The organism is Thermomonas fusca DSM 15424 (genome assembly GCF_000423885.1).
Taxonomy (GTDB): domain Bacteria; phylum Pseudomonadota; class Gammaproteobacteria; order Xanthomonadales; family Xanthomonadaceae; genus Thermomonas; species Thermomonas fusca.
Window position 1 is genome coordinate 51280 of the sequence record NZ_AUIV01000011.1, and the last position, 17890, is coordinate 69169.

Genomic DNA, 17890 nt, shown 5'->3' on the forward strand with positions numbered 1-17890 from the left:
GCAGCCCAACGTGGGGGGCGCCGCGGCGCCTCTCCGGATGAAGGACGGATGCGCGCACCGAAATTTCGCCTCAAGCCCCTCGCGCCGTTCAAGCTCCTCATCACCCAGCGCGCGCTGGTCGGCGAACTGACGCGCAGGGAGGTGGATGGCCGTTATCGCGGCGCCAGCCTGGGGATCCTGTGGTCGCTGGTCAGCCCGTTCCTGCTGTTGTGCATCTACGCGATCGCCTTCGGCACGGTGATGGGAGGGCGCTGGCCTGAGGCACGCGCGACCGATACGCCGTTCTCCATCGTGTTGTTCGCAGGGATGATCCCTTACTTCGTCCTGTCGGAATGTCTCGTCCGGTCGCCGGACTTGGTGGTGGCCAACCCGTCCTATGTCAAGCGGGTGGTGTTCCCACTGGAAATCCTGCCTTGGCCAATGCTGTTCTCGGCGCTGTTCCATTGCCTGATGAACGTGCTGGTGTTCGTGGCAATGCGCCTGGTGATGGAAGGTGATTTCGAGTGGACCATCGTCTATCTGCCACTGGTGATCCTGCCGATCGCAGTGCTCGGACTGGGGGTGGCATGGTTCCTGGCGTCCATCTCGGTCTATTTCCGTGATGTCAGGCAGGTGGTCGGCCTGGCCAGCATGGCGATTCTTTTCCTGTCGTCGGTGATGATCCCGGTGGCCGCGGTACCGGACGAGTACCGTGCGATCTTCATGCTCAACCCGGTGTCCTTCATCGCCGACCAAGCCCGTTCCGTGCTGATCTGGGGCGTGGCGCCGGACTGGACGGGGCTGGCCGCCTACCTGCTTGGGGCGCTGGCCTTCATGTATGCAGGCCATGCGTGGTTCGTGTCCACCAAGCGCGGGTTTGCAGATGTCCTCTGACCTTGCCATCCGGGTGCACGGCGTCGGCAAGGTGTATCCCGTCTATGCGAGGCCGCACCATCGGCTGCTGGAGATGTTCGCGCGTGGCGAGGGGCGCTACCGGAGCGATTTCCACGCGCTGAAGAACATCAACCTGGAGATCCGCAAGGGTCACACGGTCGGCATCGTTGGCCGCAATGGCTCCGGGAAGTCGACCCTGCTGCAGATCATCTGCGGGACGCTTGCGCCAAGCAGCGGCAGCGTGGAGGTCGCGGGCCGGCTGGCCGCGCTGCTGGAACTCGGGGCCGGGTTCAACCCGGAATTTACCGGGCTGGAAAACGTCTACCTGAACGCCACCATCCTGGGTCTTGCGCGGCGCGAGATCGACGAGCGCCTGGACGACATCCTTTCCTTCGCGGACATCGGCGACTTCGTCCACCAGCCGGTCAAGAACTATTCCAGCGGCATGTACGTCCGGCTGGCGTTCGCGGTGGCGATCAACGTCACGCCCGAGATCCTAGTGGTCGACGAGGCGCTTTCCGTGGGCGACGAGGCATTCCAGCGCAAGTGCTTCGCGCGCATCGAGAAGATCCGGGAGGCCGGCGCAACCGTCCTGTTCGTGTCCCATTCCGCGGGCACGGTGGTGGATCTGTGCGACCAGGCGGTGTTGCTGGATGGCGGTGAGCTGCTCGCGCATGGCACCCCCAAGCGGGTGGTGTCGCTCTACCAGAAGCTGATCTACGCGCCGGCCGAGCAGCAGCCGGCGATCCGTCAGGCCATCCGCGACGACCAGCTGCCGTCGCATGGCCCGGCTGGCAACGGCAGCCCGGGCGACGCCGGCGATGCGATGGCGGGGGTGCGTACGGACCGGATCGAAGCGTGGCATGACCCCCACCTCGTACCGGCATCGACGATCGCCTACGAGGATCGCGGGGCAACCATCGTCGACCCGCACCTGCGGACGCTGGATGGCCGTCGCGTGAACACGCTGGTGCACGGGGAGGAATACGTTTACGCCTACCGGGTGGAAACGCGCAGGACACTCTCGCGCGTGCGCTGCGGCATGATGGTCAGGACCACGACCGGCATCGAGGTCGCCGGCGCCGCTACCGATCCGTCACTGCCCCGCATGCAGTTGGTGCCCGCCGGGGCGACCGTCGAAGTCGGCTTCCGTTTCCGTTGCCGGTTCAATCCCGGCACTTATTTCCTCAACGCGGGTTGCCTTGCGGACACCGGGACGATGGAGGAATACATCGACCGCAGGGTGGACGTGGCGATGTTCCGGGTCATGCCCGACGAGCGGATCCGGGCCACCGCGCTGGTGAACCTGATCGAAGCCGACGACATAGGATGGCGCCAGTGAACAACCCCTCCCGGATATGCCTGCTGATCGTCGGCATGCACCGCAGCGGTACCTCGGCGGTGGCCGGCAGCCTGGCGCGCCTTGGCCTGCCCATGGGCGAGCACCTGCTTGCAGCCGGCGAGGACAATCCGAAGGGTTACTTCGAACACGAAGAGGCGGTGCGCATCGACGATGCGCTGTTGGATGCCCTTGGCCGCCGCTGGGACGACCCGCGCGAGTTGCCGGAAGGATGGTTGCGGACGCCGGCGGCGGATGATGCGCGTGTTGCAATCGCCGGCCTGCTCGAGCGCGAGTTTTCCGCCGCGGGCCTGTTCGCACTGAAGGACCCGCGCCTGTGCCGGTTGCTGCCGCTGTGGCTCGAGACCCTGCGCGCCACGGGGATAGAACCGCGCGTTCTGCTGGTGGTGCGCCACCCGGCCGAGGTCGCGGCGTCGCTGGCGAAGCGCAACGGGTTTTCACCCGCGTTGTCGCAGTTACTCTGGCTGGAGCACATGTTGGCCGCAGAGCGCGACTCACGCGACTGCGCGCGCGCGGTGGTTACCTACGATGACCTCATCGCGGCACCCGAGGCCACGCTTGGCCAGGCTGTGACCGCGCTGAATCTCGGCCACCTCGTCGCCATGCCGGATGGAGCGAAATTGTCGGGATTCGTGTCTGCCGGCGACCGGCATTTTTCCGGCGGACCCGCGTTGGCTGCCGCTGCAGGGGCCCATGATGACCTCGGCGCCGATGCGATGTCGCTGTTGACGCGCCTGCCGGTTGACGCGACTCGATTCGATGGCTTGCGACAGCGCCTGCGCGAAAGCCTGTCGCCGTTTCTTGCGCTGCTGGAGAGCCTGGCTTCGCAGTCGCTGGAGGCAAGGCGGCGATCCGTGGCGGCGGTAGTCGACGTGGCACGGGTGCAATCCGAATTGAATGCGCAGATCGAATGGTCGCGCACGGCGGTGGCGGAGCGGGAAGCGCTACAGGCTGCGCTTGCGGAAGCGCGCTCCGCGCTCGCGGCGCAGGTCGAATGGTCCCAAACCGCCGTGGCGGAGCGCGAAGCGCTTCAGGCCGCGCTTGCGGAAGCGCGCTCCGCGCTCGCGGCACAGATCGAATGGTCGCAAGCAGCAGTGGTGGAGCGTGAGGCACTGCAGGCGGAGCTGGCCGGGACGCGCTCGGCGCTTACGGCGCAGATCGCCTGGTCTGAAGGAGCGGTGGTGGAGCGCACGGCGCTGAATCAAAGAATCCATGACCTACAATTGGCGCTTTTGCGCTACGAGGCGACCCTGATCGGCCGCCTGCAGCGTCGGTGGATGGCGTGGCGCGATGGACGCGCGCAACTGCGGAAGGACACAACAACCCCATGATTTACTTCACCTCGATCTGCGCGAACTACCTGCCGAAGGCGATGGCCCTGGCCGAATCGGTCAAGACGCACTGCCGCGACGCGACCTTCGTGTTGTGCCTGGTGGAACGCGAGATCCCCCAGGCCGCCAGCGGATTTCCGCATTTCGATCAGATCATCCTGGCGAAGGACGCCGGCTGGGAGGACTTCGACCAGTTCATCTTCCGCCATTCGATCGTGGAGGCGTCCACCGCGGTCAAGCCGCAGTTCCTTCGCCATCTGATCGAACGGTTTCCCGAGCGCGACAAGTTCGCCTATCTGGATCCAGACGTGCTGGTGTACAGCGCCTTCAATGAACTGGAGGATGTGCTGGACCGCGCGTCGGTGGTGGTCTGCCCGCACCTGTTGCGGCCGGGCAACATCGACATGGAGATCAGTTCGCTGGCCCATGGCACTTACAACCTCGGCTTCGTCGCGGTTGCCCGCAGCGACAACTCGAGACGCTTCCTCGATTGGTGGGCGGAACGCCTGTTCCTGTTCTGCTACGACGACAAGAGCCGTGGCATCTTCACGGACCAGAAGTGGATCGACCTGGCGCCAAGCTTCTTTGATGTCCACATCCTGAAGCACCACGGCTATGACTTCGCTACCTGGTCGCTGCTGGGAAGCGATCTGCGCAAGGCCGAAGCGGGTGGGTATGTGGTCAATGGCGATCCGCTCCGTTTCATCCACTTCTCGGGGCTGGATTCCGGGATGATCGAGCGAGCCATGGGCTGGTGGTTGACCGAGGAAAATCGCCCGGAGTTCGAGGCACTGTACCGCGACTATCTGCGCAAGCTGGATGCACATGGGCAGGCGACGCTGGGCAAGACGCCCTGGTCCTACTCGAACTATTCGAGCGGCACGTCTGTTTCCCGCGAGGCACGAGTCCGGTACCGCGACCCGGCGCTGTGGCAGGCGGTACCGCAGCCTTTCGCCAGCTGCGATGACGAGATCCTGCAGCAGGGGGGCGGGGCCGTGACCACCGCCGGCACCGCGGGCGAAGTTCCCACGCTGCGGATGTCGCCAAACCCGGGACTGCTGGACAAGTTCGCCTGGTCGACCCTGGAGATCGGGTTCGGGCCGACCCTGGCCAAGGCGCTCAGGAAGCTGGCTGGCGCGAGGCGCTGAAGTGGCGGTATCCGGGCATCTGGTCTCGATCGTCATCCCCTGCTTCAACGCGGGGGCGACGCTCGACGAAACCATGCGGTCTGCGCTGGCGCAGACCCATCCCGACATCGAGGTGGTGATCGTCGACGACGGATCGACCGATGCGGACACGCTGGAACTGCTGCGCCGTTGCCCGTGGCCCCGCACCCGCGTCCTGTACCAGGAGAATGCCGGGCCGGCGGCCGCGCGTAATCATGGCATCACTGCATCGAGCGGCCGCTACATCCTGCCGCTCGATGCCGATGACCTGATTGATCCCAGCTACGTCGCCAAGGCGGCCGCGGTGCTGGATAGCGCCGGGGAGGTCGGCATCGTCTACTGCAAAGCCAACAGGTTCGGCGCGGAAAACGGGCCCTGGCAGCTGCCGCCCTACACGCTGCGGGAGCTTGTGATCGACAACGTGATTTTCGTCACCAGCCTGTTCCGTCGCGAGGATTGGGAGCGTGTCGGCGGGTTCAGCGAGTCGTTGAGGCGGGGCGTCGAGGACTACGATTTCTGGGTGAAGATCGTCGCCTTGGGCCGGGAAGTCCGCCAGCTGGACGAATATCTGTTCCACTACCGCGTCGGCCATGTTTCCCGTACCACCGGGTTCAACGCCGACCGGGCCGCGGTCGTCGGCACGTATGCAGAGATTTTCCGGAACAACCTGGAATTCTTCGGTCGCAACGCCGAGATACTGTTCGAGCACCGGTTCGGCCTGCATGACGAGTTGGCCCGCTATCGCGCGCGCTATGGATGGCTGGAGCAGGTACTGGCCCGCAGGCCGTGGTTGTTGAGGTTGGCGAAGCGGTTGCATCGGCTGCTGCCGGGCGCTTCCGGTGGTCGTCGAGGCTGAGAAGGATGTCGATGCGCCATGCCCCGGTCTTGATCCGCAGACTACTCGCCATCGCCACGGTGGCAGGGCTGCTGTTGTCCACGAGTTGCCGCGAGCGTGCCGTTCCCGGCGGAAGTGGGCATTACTGGAATGGATCGGCTGCTGGTCGAGAGGTGGTTCGCGCGGAGAAGGTCGACGCGGCAGCGGCGCAGCGACTGGCATCGGCGCACTGGACCAGGCAGGCCTGCAGTCTGGACATGGTGGACCAGGGCCCGCCGGGTGTGGAAATCAGCCGGAAAGACGTGCACCGGTTGGACGGTTTCCTGCTCGGGCAGGATGGACTTGCCGCAGGCGGGTTCCATGTAGTGCTCAAGGGAGCGGACCAGTTCCGGGCGCCCGCCCGGACTGGCAAGGCCCGGCCGGATGTCGCTGCTTATTTCAGGCGCCCCGAACTGGCGGCCGCCGGATTCGAGATCGGCCTTTCGCTGGCGGCGGTGCCGCCAGGCGCCTATGAAGTCGTCTTCCTGATCGACCGCCCGCAGGGCGATTACTTCTGTGAGAGTGGCAAGCGCATTCGCGTGGTTGAATGAGGCGTGCCAGGAGGATGAAGGCCGATGATCCACAACCGCTAGCCATGGGCACCTACCGAACCTCCCTGTTGATCGTCGCTCCGATCGTGGCGACGATTCTGGTGGCAATCCATGCGCCTGGGCAGATGTCCGTGGACAGCGTGACGGCGCTCTACGAGAGCCTGGCTGGCCAAGCCGTCGGCTGGGGGCCGCCGTTCTTTGCTGCAGTGCTGGCCTGGCTTGGTGGCGGCAGCTTGGGGGCTGCGATATTCGTCGCGCTGAATACCCTGGCAACCTATGGCGCGTTCGTGGCGCTCCTGCTGGCTGGGGTGGAGCCCGGACGGTTCATGCGCTGGCGGGTGCTGGCTGCGCTGGTGCTGGCCGTCAATCCGCTCTTCATGTTCTATGTCGGGATTCTCTGGAAAGACGTCTTACTGGCCACCTGTGCGGCTTCGGCAATCGTCCTCCTGCTGCTGCTGCCGCGCTGGCGGGGCGTTCCATTCTGGCTGTCGGTGCTGTGCGCCACGATCTGCATCGCCGCGCTGCCGCTGATCCGGCAGCAGGGCGTCCTGTTGTCGGTTCCGTTGGCGCTGGCGAGCGCCTGGAGCGTGGCGAGCCGCTTTGCCCTCACTCGTCCCTTCCGTATGGCCATTGCGGCGGGCGTGCTTGTGCTCACGGGCATGGCCAGTGGCTTGTTGGCGAAGGCGGCGGCAAGCCGTGTGGCGCCCCTACCTGCCAGTCCGGTATCGGTAGGGATCGCTACGATCCAGGTCTACGACATCATCGGCATGGTCGCCTACGCCCGGCCGGACGATGCTGCTGCATGGACGGAGGCGGACAAGGTGGCCATTCGCCGCATGCAGGTGGGCTACAGTCCGGAGCGCATCGATACGCTCTGGCGCGACGAAGCCGTGCGTGGATACTCCGACAGCTTGACTGGCGGACGCCTGCAGGCCGTCTGGTGGGCGGGGATCAAGCATGATCCGATGGCGTACCTGACCCATAGGGGCCAGGCATTCGCTGCATTGATGGGCGTGGGTGGCGTGATCGGATGCGTTCCGGCCTACTGGGGGGTCGCCGGTGACAGCCGGCAACTCGCGGCCGTGGGCTTGACCGAGGAAATGGATCCGCGGGACCGCATGCTGGGCAGGCTGGCAGGATGGTTGGCGCCCTCGCCGGTATTCCGCCACTGGTGGTATGCGGGACTGTTGCTGGTCGCGGGCGTCTTCCTGTTCTGCAAGAACGAGGGGGGCGAGGCTTTCGCGGCCAGGGCCTCGGCGGTGGGTGCGGGCTCCTATCTGCTTTCATTCCTGCCGACGACGATTGCCTGCGACGTCCGCTACCTGTATCCGGTTGCGCTGATCGCGACGCTGCTCTGCATTCATACGCTGCTGCGTCCGCGCGGGTTGGTAGGGGCGGCACCATCGGCCCGGGCGTCCATGGGGGCCGATAATGACTGATCAGGGGAGGCGGGTATGACCGGAGCGCAGGCGCCTTGCAGGATCGGCGTGGTCATCCCCTGCTTCAAGGTGACCGGGCAGATCCTGGCCGTGCTGGCGGCGGTGCCTGGCATTGTCGAGCGCATCTACTGCGTGGACGATGCCTGCCCCGAGGGGAGCGGTGATTTCATCCGGACGAATTGTTTCGATCCCAGAGTGCAGGTAATTCGCCATGCCCGCAACGAGGGGGTGGGTGGCGCGGTGATGACCGGGTACCGGGAGGCGATCAGCGCGGGCATCGATATGATCGTCAAGATCGATGGTGATGGACAGATGGACCCGGCGCTGCTGCCGCGGTTCGTTGCCCCGATCGTGGCGGGCGATGCCGACTACACCAAGGGCAACCGCTTCTACGATCTTCGCTACATCGCCCGAATGCCTGCTATGCGGCTGGCCGGCAACGCGGTGCTGTCTTTCATGAACAAGTTCTCGACCGGCTACTGGGACATTTTCGATCCCACCAACGGATATACCGCGATCTCGGCGCGCGTGGCGTCGTTGCTGCCGATGGACAGGATCAGCAGGCGCTATTTCTTCGAGTCGGACATGTTGTTCCGGCTGGGCACGTTCAGGGCCGTGGTCCTGGATGTCCCGATGGACGCGCGTTACGGCGACGAGGTCAGCAATCTCCGGATAGGCAAGGTGTTGCCGGAGTTCCTTCGCAAGCATTCGACGAACTTTTTCAAGCGGATCTTCTACAACTATTTCCTGCGGGACGTTTCCATCGCATCGCTGGAGTTGCTGGTGGGAATCGGCCTCTGCGTGTTCGGCACAGTTTATGGGGGCTGGCATTGGTGGCAATCGCTGGCCACACAGCAGGTGGCGGCGACAGGAGTGATCATGCTCGCCGCGATGCCGGTGCTGATAGGCCTGCAACTGCTGCTTGCGTTCCTTGCCTATGACATCGCAGGGGTGCCGCGGAATACGCTCACGCCCGGGCTATGGGGCTGACGTGTGAGCAGGCCTTCCACGATATCCGGCTTGCCTCGCCAAGTACTTGCCTATTTCATCGTGGGGGGGATTGCACTGTGCGTGGACTGGGCTGCGTTCGTGTGGATGACCTGGTTGGAGCTTGGCACTGCGCCAGCCAACCTGGGGGCGCGATTGCTGGGCGCGTTGGCGGCCTACAGCCTCAACGGCCTGTTCACCTTCCGCGAGGAAGGAGCCAGTAAGCTCGGCTGGCAACGCATGCTGCGCTATGGAGTGCTCTGGTGCGGGATGACCGTTGCCAGCACCGCGGCGCTGGTGATGGTCAACCGCGTGCTTGGGGTGCAAGTGGCATGGTTGGCCAAACCGCTGGTCGAGCTGGTGCTGGCAGCTTGTTCTTTTCTGGCATGCAGGTACTGGGTCTACAAATGAAGAAGGAGCCGATAGGCTCCTTCTTCACCTCAATCATTCGATGGTCTGTCGCGAGTCAGCCCAGCGCCGCTTCCAGCTCCGGCAGGATCTGGAACAGATCCCCCACCAGGCCGATGTCCGCGATCTCGAAGATCGGCGCGTCGCCGTCCTTGTTGATGGCCACGATCGTGCCGGCGTCCTTGATGCCGGTGAGGTGCTGGATGGCGCCGCTGATGCCGACGGCGACGTACAGCTCCGGGGCGATGATCTTGCCGGTCTGGCCGACCTGCAGTTCGTTCGGCACGTAGCCGGCGTCGACCGCCGCGCGCGAGGCGCCCACCGCCGCGCCCAGCTTGTCGGCCAGCGCGTAGATGACCTTGAAGTTCTCCTCGCTGCCGACGCCGCGGCCGCCGGAGACCACGCGCTTGGCGCTCTGCAGGTCGGGGCGGTCGGACTTGCCGGCGGCCAGGCCCTTGAAGCGGGTGTGCGCGGGCAGAGCGGCATCGACGCTGGTGGCTTCGACCGCGGCGCTGCCGCCCTGCGCGGCTTCCGGCCAGGAGGCGGTGCGCACAGTGGCGACCACGACCTGGTCGGCCGGTGCCTCGACGGTGATGATGGCGTTGCCGGCGTAGATCGGGCGCTTGAAGGTGTGGCTGCCTTCCACCGCCATCAGGTCGGAGACCTGGTTCACGCCCAGCAGCGCGGCGACGCAGGGCATCAGGTCCTTGCCGAAGGTGGTGGACGGCCCGAACACGTGGCTGTAGCCCTGGGCCAGCGCCGCGACCTGCGGGGCCAGCACCTGCGCGATGGCATCGGCATTGGCGGGGTTGGCGACGGTCAGCACCTTGCGCACGCCGGCGATCTGCGCGGCCTGCGCGGCGACGGCGGCCGGGTCGGCGGCCAGCACCACGACGTCGATGGCGGCGGGCGAGAGCGCCTGCGCGGCGGACACGGTCTTGGCGGTGGCGGCGTTGAGCTTGCCGCCCAGGTGTTCGGCAACGATCAGGACGTTGGACATCACAGGAGCCCCTTCTGCTTGAGCGCGGCGACCAGCTCGGCCGCATCCTTCACCATCACCCCGCGGCTGCGCTTGGCCGGCGCTGCGTAGTGGGTGGTCTTGAGCGAGTCGTTGGCATCGACGCCGAGGTCGCTGAAAGCGATGGTTTCGAGCGGCTTGCTCTTGGCCTTCATGATGTCGGGCAGCTTGATGAAGCGCGGCTCGTTGAGGCGCAGGTCGGTGGTGACCACCGCCGGCAGGTCGACTTCCAGCGTTTCCAGGCCGGCATCGACCTCGCGGACCACGGTGGCCTTGCCATCGGCAACATCCAGCTTGGACGCGAAGGTGGCCTGCGGGCGGCCCCACAGCGTGGCCAGCATCTGACCGGTCTGGCTGGCGTCGTCGTCGATCGCCTGCTTGCCGAGGATGACCAGGTCCGGCTGTTCCTTCTCGATCAGCTTGAGCAGGGCGCGGGCCGCGGTCAGTGGCTGCACCGGGCCGTCGGCGACCACGTGGATGGCGCGGTTGGCGCCCATCGCCAGACCGTTGCGTAGGTGCGGCTGGGCGTCGGCGGGCGCAATCGTGGCGACCACCACTTCGCTGGCGATGCCCTTGTCGCGCAGGCGCAGGGCTTCTTCCAGCGCGATGTCGTCGAACGGGTTGGGCGACAGCTTGACGCCGTCGGTGACCACGCCGGAACCGTCCGGCTTGACCTGGATGCGGACGTTGTAGTCCACCACGCGCTTGTAGCCGACGAGGATCTTCATCGTGCGGATGTCCTTGCTGGAGCGAGAAAGGGGCCTTTCGAGCCGACCGCCTATTTTAGCGGACGCCCGGCCGCGCTGCCTGCGCGACCGGCGATTGCCCGAAAGTACGCTGGGTGTTCTCGCACGAATCGCTAGAATGGCTGCTCTACCCGCATTGGAGAACGGCCCGTGGCGTCCGCCAAGAGCAAGCTGTACGACAGTGCCGCCGCCGCCCTGGATGGGCTGGTGGCGGATGGCCAGACCCTCGCCGTCGGCGGCTTCGGCCTGTGCGGCATCCCCGAGGCGCTGATCGAGGCGCTGCGCGATTCCGGGGTGAAGAACCTGACCGCGATTTCCAACAACGCGGGCGTGGACGGGTTCGGCCTTGGCCAGCTGCTGGGCACGCGGCAGATCCGCAAGATGATTTCCTCCTACGTCGGCGAGAACAAGGAGTTCGAGCGCCAGTTCCTGGCCGGTGAGCTCGAGCTGGAGTTCAACCCGCAGGGCACGCTGGCCGAACGTCTGCGCGCGGGGGGCGCCGGCATCCCCGCGTTCTTCACCGCTACCGGTTACGGCACGGTGGTGGCCGAAGGCAAGGAGACCCGCGAGTTCGACGGCCGCATGTACGTGATGGAAACCGCGCTGAAGGCGGACGTGTCGCTGGTCAAGGCATGGAAGGCCGACAAGGCCGGCAACCTGGTCTTCCGCAAGACCGCGCGCAACTTCAACCCGGCCTGCGCGATGGCCGGCAAAGTCTGCGTGGCCGAGGTGGAGGAGCTGGTGGAGATCGGTGACATCGACCCCGACCACGTGCACCTGCCCGGCATCTACGTGCAGCGCATCGTCGTCAACCCGACGCCGGAGAAGCGCATCGAGCAGCGCACCATTCGCCAGCCGGAGGGCAACTGAGATGGCCTGGACCCGCGAACAGATGGCGCAGCGCGCCGCCCGCGAACTCACCGACGGCGCCTACGTCAACCTCGGCATCGGCTTGCCCACGCTGGTGGCCAACTACATCCCGGACGGGATGAACGTGTGGCTACAGAGCGAGAACGGCCTGCTCGGCATCGGCCCGTTCCCGACCGAAGCCGAACTCGACGCCGACCTGATCAATGCCGGCAAGCAGACCGTCACCACGCAGCCAGGCGCCAGCTTCTTCGGCAGCCACGACTCGTTCGCGATGATCCGCGGCGGCCACATCAACCTGGCGATCCTCGGCGCGATGGAAGTGACCGACAAGGGCGACCTGGCCAACTGGATGGTGCCCGGCAAGATGGTCAAGGGCATGGGCGGCGCGATGGACCTGGTGGCCGGGGTGCAGCGGGTGGTGGTGCTGATGGAGCACGTCACCAAGGCCGGCACCCCGAAGATCATCCCCGAATGCACCCTGCCGCTGACCGGCGTGGGCGTGGTCAACCGCATCATCACCGAGCTGGGCGTGTTCGACGTGACGTCGGATGGCTTGAAGTTGGTCGAACTGGCCGAAGGCGTCAGCCGCGAGGAAGCTGTCGAAAAGACGGGCGTGCCGCTGCGCTGAGGTATCGCGGGGGGCCGCCAACAGGCGAACCCCTTCCGCGAATGTCCTCCGGCAGCGGCGTTGCCGCTGCCTCCTCCTTGATTTCGCTACAGGAGTTCGCCTGCCGGCGTCCCCAGATCGACGAAACGGCGGGCCTGCCCCGGTCCTTGATCCTCATGCCACCGCAGCCCGGACGTTGCGAAGGCTCCGGCGGGCCGGGGCTTGCGGCGAAATCAAGGAGGAGGCAGCGACCGTCAGGGCGTTGCCGGGGGACATTCGCCGCGGGGCCCGGCCCGCCGGAGTCTGGCCCGTTCGACAATCACATGTTCTGGTAATTCGGCCCGCCGCCGCCCTGCGGCGCCACCCAGACGATGTTCTGGGTCGGGTCCTTGATGTCGCAGGTCTTGCAGTGCACGCAGTTGGCGGCGTTGATCTGCAGGCGCTCGTTGCCGGCCTCGCCGACGAATTCGTATACGCCGGCCGGGCAGTAGCGCGCCTCGGGACCGGCGTATTCCTTGAGGTTCACCGTCACCGGGATGGCCGGGTTCTTCAGGGTCAGGTGCGCCGGCTGGTTCTCGTCGTGGTGGGTACTGGACAGGAACACCGAGCTGAGGCGGTCGAAGGTCAGCACGCCATCGGGCTTCGGATATTCGATCTTCGGCTGGCTCGCCGCGGGCTGCAGGCAGGCGTAATCGGGCGTCTGGCGATGGATCGTCCACGGCGGGTTGCGGATGCCCAGTTTCGGCAACAGCCACTGTTCGATCCCGGTCATCAGGGTGGCGAAGCTGCGGCCCTTCTTGAACCACTGCTTGAAGTTCTTCGACTGCAGCAGCTCGGCGTGCAGCCAGCTCTTCTCGAAGGCGGCCGGGTAGGCGGTGAGTTCGTCGCGCTGGCGGCCCTCACCCAGCGCCGCGAACGCGGCCTCGGCGGCCAGCATGCCGGTCTTGAGGGCGGCGTGGCTGCCTTTGATGCGGCTGGCGTTGAGGAAGCCGGCTTCGCAGCCGACCAGCGCGCCGCCGGGGAAGATGGTCTTCGGCAGGCTGAGCAGGCCGCCGGCGGTCAGCGCGCGCGCGCCGTAGCCGATGCGCTTGCCGCCTTCCAGGTGCTTGCGGATCGACGGATGGGTCTTGAAGCGCTGGAACTCGCCGAACGGGCTCAGCCACGGATTCTTGTAATCCAGCCCGATCACGAACCCGACCGCGATCTTGCCGTCCTCGGCGTGGTACAGGAACGAGCCGCCATAGGTATCACTGTCCAGCGGCCAGCCGGCGGTGTGTACCACCAGGCCGGGCTGGTGCCGGGCCGGATCGGCCTGCCACAGCTCCTTGATGCCGATCGCATAGCTCTGCGGGTCCTTGCCTTCGTCCAGCTTGTATTTGGCGATCAGTTCGCGGCCGAGCTGGCCGCGCGCGCCTTCGGCGAAGATCGTGTACTTGGCGTGCAGTTCCATGCCCGGCTGGTACTGGTCGGTGGGCTGGCCGTCCTTGCCGATGCCCATGTCGCCGGTGGCCACGCCCTTGACCGCGCCGGCCTCGTCAAACAGCAGTTCGGCGGCGGCGAAGCCGGGGAAGATCTCCACGCCCAGTGCTTCCGCCTGCTGGGCCAGCCAGCGCGCCAGCGCGCCGAGGCTGACCACGTAGTTGCCGTGGTTGTGGAAGCACTCGGGCAGCAGCCAGTGCGGGGTGGCGCGGGCGGAGGTTTCATCCAGGAACAGGAATTCGTCGCGCGTCACCGCCTGCTTCAGCGGGGCGCCGCGCTCCTTCCAGTCGGGGAACAACTCGGTCAGCGCCTTCGGATCGACGATGGCCCCGGACAGGATGTGCGCGCCCGGCTCGGAGCCTTTTTCCAGCACGCAGACCGAGACCTCGCTGCCGGCCGCGCTGGCCAACTGCTTGAGCCGGATCGCGGTGGCGAGGCCAGCCGGGCCGGCGCCAACCACCACAATGTCGTATTCCATCGACTCGCGTTCGACGGCGTCCTGGGCGGCTGGATTCATGCGGCTCTCCTCTGGCAGACCGTCGATTGTCCGGGCTTTGTCTGGAGCCGGCAATCTAGGGCGCTGGAATGCCGTGTCCGCAGGTCAACGCGCGGGCGTAGAAGGATGCGGCTGGCCGGTGTGCGCCTGTCCGGTCTGCAGGCTCCAGCCGGCAACATCATGGCCCAACGCGGACAGCGCTTGCGCGAAGGCATCGGCGACCTCCGCTACTGCGACTCCCGCTGCGGGCTGCGACTGGCGGAAGTTGCGGCTGCCGGCCACGGTCTGGTCGCGCAAGTGCAGCAGCGTGGCGTTGACCTCAACCACCGCGGCGGGCGATGCATTCCCCGCATACTCGGCGCGGAACCTGCGGATCTCCAGCAACAGCCGGTAGTCGGAACTGACCCCGCTGCCCTGGCGGGCGACCAGCGGCAGCTTGCCGCTGTCCTCCAGCGTGCGCAACACCACGTCCTGCACCATCTCCGCCGGCGTGCGCGCCCACAGCGCGCCGCGATAGACCTGCAGTTCGCCCGGCACCGGGCTGACCACGATGCGCGGGCCGTCGTCCATCTGCGCCTCGCCGGGGTGAGCGACGGCCAGCGACCAGTCGGCGGCCGGCCACGAAGGCTCGACCCGCAGCGCGGGTTCCGGCGCATAGATCGTCGGGGTTTCGCGCGGCCCGCCGATCAGGCTGCTGCAGCCGGCCAGCAGCAGGCTGGCGGCGAGCAGGGCGGGGTGGAGGTATCGCTGCAGGGGGCTCATTTGGGGTCGAACTCCTTGGGTGCGTCGCGGCCCAGGATGTAGCGCGCGGGATTGCCTTCCATCCGACCGCTGAGCGCGCGCAGGTCGCGCATCAGCGCGCGCAGCTCCACGAGGGTCGGGCCCAGCTGGGCCAGGCCGTCGCTGGTGAAGCTCTGCAGCGCCGGGCGGTTCTCCGCGATCATGGCGTTGGCATTGCCGGCGGTCGCGTCCAGCTTCGTCACCACCGCGTCGAGCTTGTCCAGCAGCGCCGGCAGGCGTTGCACGAAGTCCTGGTCGATGCCCTGGATCGCGCCGTCGGCGTGGTCCAGCGTGGTCTTCAGGGTAGCGGTGGCGTCGCGCGCGTTGACGATCAACTCGCTGATCTCCTCGCGGCGTCCCGCAATGCTGCCGGTGGCCTGTTCGAGGTGTTCCAGCGTGGCGGCAATGCGCTGGATGTTCTCTTCGCTCAGCACCTGGTCCAGCCGCGCCACCAGCCGGTTGGCAGTGTCGGCGATGTTCTGCAGCGCCGACGGCTCGGTGCGGATGACCGGAAGCTGGCCCTCGGCCGGTGGCTGCAGCGCCGGCGCTTTCGGGCTGCCGCCGGTGAGCTGGATGAACGGCACGCCGGTGATGCCCTGCTGCGAGAGCTTGGCGCGGGTGTCGGTTTTCACCGGCGTGTTGGCTTTCACCTTCAGCCGCGCGATGACCCGGCGCGCATCGTTGTCGTCCAGGCTCAGGCTTTCCACCGTGCCCACCGCCAGGCCGTTGTACTGCACGCTGCCGCCTTCGGTCAGGCCGGTCACCGGCTCGGTGAACACCACCATGTATTCGCGCCAGTTGCGCGCGGCGGAGAAGTTGCTGGCCCACAGTGCGAACAGCAGCAGCAGCACCGTGGTGATCAGGGTGAAGGTGCCGATCAGCACATAGTTGGCGCGCGTCTCCATCAGCTGTGCTCCATCAGTCGTTTGCTCCCGCCGTTGCGCGCGCGGCGCGCGCACGCGGGCCGTTGAAATATTCCTGCACCCACGGATGGTCGAGCCGCTCCAGCTCGGCCACCGGCGCGGTTGCCAGCACCTTGCGGTCGGCCAGCACCGCCACCCGGTCACAGATAGCGTATAGCGTGTCGAGATCGTGGGTGATGAGGAACACGGTCAGGCCCAGCGCGCGGCGCAGGGTCAGGATCAGCGCGTCGAACGCCGCGGCGCCGATCGGGTCGAGGCCGGCGGTGGGTTCGTCGAGGAACAGCAGTGGCGGGTCCAGCGCCAGCGCGCGCGCCAGCGCGGCGCGCTTGCGCATGCCGCCGGACAGCTGCGAGGGCAGTTTGTCGATGGCGTCGGCCGGCAGCCCGGCCAGCTTGATCTTCAGCAGCGCCAGCTCGTAGCGCAGCGATTCGGGCAGCTCCGGGTAGTACTCCTTCAGCGGCACCTGCACGTTCTCGCCGACGGTCAGCGACGAGAACAGCGCGCCGTCCTGGAACAGCACCCCGGTGCTGCGCTGGATGTGCCGGCGCAGCACCGGGTCGGTCGAGGTCGCGTCCATCCCCAGCACTTCGATGCGGCCGGCATCGGCCCTGCGCAGCCCCAGCACCGCGCGCATCAGCACCGACTTGCCCGAGCCCGAACCGCCGACCACGCCGAGGATCTCGCCGCGCCGCACGTCCAGGTCGACGCCGTCGTGCACCACCTGTTCACCGAAGTGGTTGACGAGCCCGCGCACGCGCACCACCGGCGTCTCGCCGGCGGCGCTGCCGTTGCCGGCGCGGAGTGCGATGGGATCGGCCATGCTCAGTAATCCATCTGCATGAACCACAGCGCGGCGAAGGCGTCGATCACGATCACCAACGAGATCGCCTGCACCACGCTGGACGTGGTGCGTTCGCCCAGCGACTGCGCAGTGCCCTTCACCTGCAGCCCCTCCAGGCAGCCGATCAAGGCGATCACCAGCGCGAACAAGGGCGCCTTGGCCATGCCGACCACGAAATGCCGCAGCTCCAGGGTTTCGTGGGTGCGTGCGATGTAGGCGGCAACCGGAATGTCGAGGTTGGCCGCGCCCACCGCCATGCCGCCCAGCATGCCCGCCAGCATCGCGATGAAGGTCAGCAGCGGCAGCATCGCCAGCAGCGCCAGCACGCGCGGGATCACCAGCAGGTCGACCGGGTCGAGGCCGAGCACGCGGATCGCATCGACCTCCTCGCGGTTCACCATCATGCCGATTTGCGCGGTGAACGCGCTGGCAGTGCGGCCGGCCAGCAGGATCGCGGTAAGCAGAACTCCAAATTCGCGCAAGAAGGCGGCGTTGACCAACTCGACCACGAAGATGGTGGCGCCGAAGTCGACCAGCACCATCGCGCCAAGGAAGGCGATCACCGCGCCGACCATGAACGACAGCAGCGCCACCAGCGGCACCGCGTCGAGGCCAATCTGTTCCATGTGATGGACGGTGGCGGTCAGCCGCAGCCGCGCCGGCTGCTTCAACAGGCGCAGCAGCTTGGCCTGCACCTCGCCGAAGAAGCCAACCAGCAGCACCACCTCGCGGGTGTTCTCCACCACCGCGCGACCGAGGCGTTCCATTGCCGCATGCACGCCAAGTTCGCGCTTGCGCGCGGGACGGTCGTCGTGGACGTTCTCGATCGCATCCACCAGCGGCTGCTGGTCGGCGCGGAAGCGCATCGTCGAATAGTCCAGCCCGCGGCGATCGGCGAAGCGCAGCAACTGCAGCACGCCCAGCGTGTCCAACCGCTCGCAGCCGCGCGCATCCACGCCGCCCACGTGTTCCGGCGCGCCACCAAGCGCGGTCGCGATCGCCGTGGCATGGCGCAGCGTCCAGCGGCCGCGCAGGCGCAGGATGCCCGGATCGAGATCCGGGTCGATGCCGGCGGCAGGCGTTTCGCTGTCGTTGACCGGGTCCATGCCGAGCAAGCTTACGCAATGCCGTGTGGACGTGG

18 protein-coding genes are annotated in these 17890 nt (G+C 66.7%); 11 read left to right on the plus strand and 7 right to left on the minus strand.

The genetic code is table 11. The features are described from left to right. Positions 1-48: 48 nt before the first annotated feature. The 9 genes from G582_RS0106385 to G582_RS0106425 are packed head-to-tail and all read left to right on the plus strand — an operon-like array spanning position 49 to position 8992. Entirely contained in the window at positions 49-873 is an 825-nt protein-coding gene (locus tag G582_RS0106385) for an ABC transporter permease (protein WP_028839129.1), read from the plus strand. Then, entirely contained in the window at positions 863-2215 is a 1353-nt protein-coding gene (locus G582_RS0106390) for an ABC transporter ATP-binding protein (RefSeq protein WP_028839130.1), read from the plus strand. The genes G582_RS0106385 and G582_RS0106390 overlap by 11 nt, the downstream gene beginning before the upstream one ends. Next, positions 2212-3564 (plus strand): sulfotransferase family protein, encoded by a 1353-nt coding sequence (locus G582_RS0106395; protein WP_156880321.1) that lies wholly within the window; start codon positions 2212-2214, stop codon positions 3562-3564. Before G582_RS0106390 ends, G582_RS0106395 begins: the two co-directional genes overlap by 4 nt. After that, on the plus strand, positions 3561-4712 hold the full coding sequence (locus G582_RS15740; protein ID WP_051246858.1) for a glycosyltransferase family protein: 1152 nt from the start codon (positions 3561-3563) through the stop codon (positions 4710-4712). Before G582_RS0106395 ends, G582_RS15740 begins: the two co-directional genes overlap by 4 nt. A 1-nt stretch (position 4713) precedes the next feature. Continuing rightward, on the plus strand, positions 4714-5586 hold the full coding sequence (locus G582_RS15745; protein ID WP_051246861.1) for a glycosyltransferase: 873 nt from the start codon (positions 4714-4716) through the stop codon (positions 5584-5586). 5 nt (positions 5587-5591) lie between these two features. Further along, a complete protein-coding gene (locus tag G582_RS0106410) occupies positions 5592-6155 on the plus strand; it encodes a hypothetical protein (RefSeq protein ID WP_156880323.1) in 564 nt (187 codons plus the stop codon). Positions 6156-6199: 44 nt separating this feature from the next. Then, complete coding sequence (locus G582_RS0106415; RefSeq protein WP_028839133.1) at positions 6200-7594, plus strand: hypothetical protein; 1395 nt, start codon at positions 6200-6202, stop codon at positions 7592-7594. 15 nt (positions 7595-7609) lie between these two features. Continuing rightward, a complete protein-coding gene (locus G582_RS0106420; RefSeq protein ID WP_028839134.1) occupies positions 7610-8584 on the plus strand; it encodes a glycosyltransferase family 2 protein in 975 nt (324 codons plus the stop codon). 30 nt (positions 8585-8614) lie between these two features. Next, entirely contained in the window at positions 8615-8992 is a 378-nt protein-coding gene (locus G582_RS0106425; RefSeq protein ID WP_038053169.1) for a GtrA family protein, read from the plus strand. 55 nt (positions 8993-9047) lie between these two features. Here G582_RS0106425 and G582_RS0106430 read toward each other — a convergent pair whose 3' ends face one another. Both G582_RS0106430 and G582_RS0106435 read right to left on the minus strand, forming a co-directional pair. After that, complete coding sequence (locus G582_RS0106430; protein WP_028839136.1) at positions 9048-9989, minus strand: electron transfer flavoprotein subunit alpha/FixB family protein; 942 nt, start codon at positions 9987-9989, stop codon at positions 9048-9050. Then, complete coding sequence (locus G582_RS0106435; RefSeq protein WP_028839137.1) at positions 9989-10735, minus strand: electron transfer flavoprotein subunit beta/FixA family protein; 747 nt, start codon at positions 10733-10735, stop codon at positions 9989-9991. The genes G582_RS0106430 and G582_RS0106435 overlap by 1 nt, the downstream gene beginning before the upstream one ends. Positions 10736-10903: 168 nt before the next feature. Between G582_RS0106435 and G582_RS0106440 the strand changes: the two genes are divergently transcribed. Both G582_RS0106440 and G582_RS0106445 read left to right on the plus strand, forming a co-directional pair. Further along, on the plus strand, positions 10904-11623 hold the full coding sequence (locus G582_RS0106440) for a CoA transferase subunit A (RefSeq protein ID WP_211219309.1): 720 nt from the start codon (positions 10904-10906) through the stop codon (positions 11621-11623). A 1-nt stretch (position 11624) separates the two neighbouring features. After that, complete coding sequence (locus tag G582_RS0106445) at positions 11625-12251, plus strand: CoA transferase subunit B (RefSeq protein WP_028839139.1); 627 nt, start codon at positions 11625-11627, stop codon at positions 12249-12251. A 298-nt stretch (positions 12252-12549) separates the two neighbouring features. Here G582_RS0106445 and G582_RS0106450 read toward each other — a convergent pair whose 3' ends face one another. The 5 genes from G582_RS0106450 to G582_RS0106470 all read right to left on the minus strand — a co-directional run bounded on the left by G582_RS0106450 (position 12550) and on the right by G582_RS0106470 (position 17855). Continuing rightward, positions 12550-14226: an electron transfer flavoprotein-ubiquinone oxidoreductase gene (locus G582_RS0106450; protein ID WP_028839140.1), complete on the minus strand. Its 1677-nt coding sequence runs from the start codon at positions 14224-14226 to the stop codon at positions 12550-12552. 84 nt (positions 14227-14310) lie between these two features. Further along, positions 14311-14967, minus strand: a complete 657-nt coding sequence (locus G582_RS0106455; protein ID WP_028839141.1) for an ABC-type transport auxiliary lipoprotein family protein — start codon at positions 14965-14967, stop codon at positions 14311-14313. After that, a complete protein-coding gene (locus G582_RS0106460; RefSeq protein ID WP_028839142.1) occupies positions 14964-15890 on the minus strand; it encodes an MlaD family protein in 927 nt (308 codons plus the stop codon). Before G582_RS0106460 ends, G582_RS0106455 begins: the two co-directional genes overlap by 4 nt. Before the next feature lie 13 nt (positions 15891-15903). Continuing rightward, on the minus strand, positions 15904-16728 hold the full coding sequence (locus G582_RS15750) for an ABC transporter ATP-binding protein (RefSeq protein ID WP_051246864.1): 825 nt from the start codon (positions 16726-16728) through the stop codon (positions 15904-15906). A 2-nt stretch (positions 16729-16730) separates the two neighbouring features. Then, the gene (locus G582_RS0106470) at positions 16731-17855 is read right to left on the minus strand and encodes an MlaE family ABC transporter permease (RefSeq protein ID WP_051246867.1); all 1125 of its coding nucleotides are present in this window, start codon (positions 17853-17855) and stop codon (positions 16731-16733) included. Positions 17856-17890 lie beyond the last annotated feature (35 nt).

What these genes read in the sequence shown, in the direction of transcription:
- G582_RS0106390 (WP_028839130.1), top strand. Translation starts at nt 863, where the DNA reads ATGTCCTCTGACCTTGCCATCCGGGTGCACGGCGTCGGCAAGGTGTAT.
- G582_RS0106470 (WP_051246867.1), bottom strand. Translation starts at nt 17,855, where the DNA reads ATGGACCCGGTCAACGACAGCGAAACGCCTGCCGCCGGCATCGACCCG.
- G582_RS0106445 (WP_028839139.1), top strand. Translation starts at nt 11,625, where the DNA reads ATGGCCTGGACCCGCGAACAGATGGCGCAGCGCGCCGCCCGCGAACTC.
- G582_RS0106420 (WP_028839134.1), top strand. Translation starts at nt 7,610, where the DNA reads ATGACCGGAGCGCAGGCGCCTTGCAGGATCGGCGTGGTCATCCCCTGC.
- G582_RS15750 (WP_051246864.1), bottom strand. Translation starts at nt 16,728, where the DNA reads ATGGCCGATCCCATCGCACTCCGCGCCGGCAACGGCAGCGCCGCCGGC.
- G582_RS0106410 (WP_156880323.1), top strand. Translation starts at nt 5,592, where the DNA reads ATGTCGATGCGCCATGCCCCGGTCTTGATCCGCAGACTACTCGCCATC.
- G582_RS0106450 (WP_028839140.1), bottom strand. Translation starts at nt 14,226, where the DNA reads ATGAATCCAGCCGCCCAGGACGCCGTCGAACGCGAGTCGATGGAATAC.
- G582_RS15740 (WP_051246858.1), top strand. Translation starts at nt 3,561, where the DNA reads ATGATTTACTTCACCTCGATCTGCGCGAACTACCTGCCGAAGGCGATG.
- G582_RS0106430 (WP_028839136.1), bottom strand. Translation starts at nt 9,989, where the DNA reads ATGTCCAACGTCCTGATCGTTGCCGAACACCTGGGCGGCAAGCTCAAC.
- G582_RS0106460 (WP_028839142.1), bottom strand. Translation starts at nt 15,890, where the DNA reads ATGGAGACGCGCGCCAACTATGTGCTGATCGGCACCTTCACCCTGATC.
- G582_RS0106385 (WP_028839129.1), top strand. Translation starts at nt 49, where the DNA reads ATGCGCGCACCGAAATTTCGCCTCAAGCCCCTCGCGCCGTTCAAGCTC.
- G582_RS0106455 (WP_028839141.1), bottom strand. Translation starts at nt 14,967, where the DNA reads ATGAGCCCCCTGCAGCGATACCTCCACCCCGCCCTGCTCGCCGCCAGC.
- G582_RS0106435 (WP_028839137.1), bottom strand. Translation starts at nt 10,735, where the DNA reads ATGAAGATCCTCGTCGGCTACAAGCGCGTGGTGGACTACAACGTCCGC.
- G582_RS0106415 (WP_028839133.1), top strand. Translation starts at nt 6,200, where the DNA reads ATGGGCACCTACCGAACCTCCCTGTTGATCGTCGCTCCGATCGTGGCG.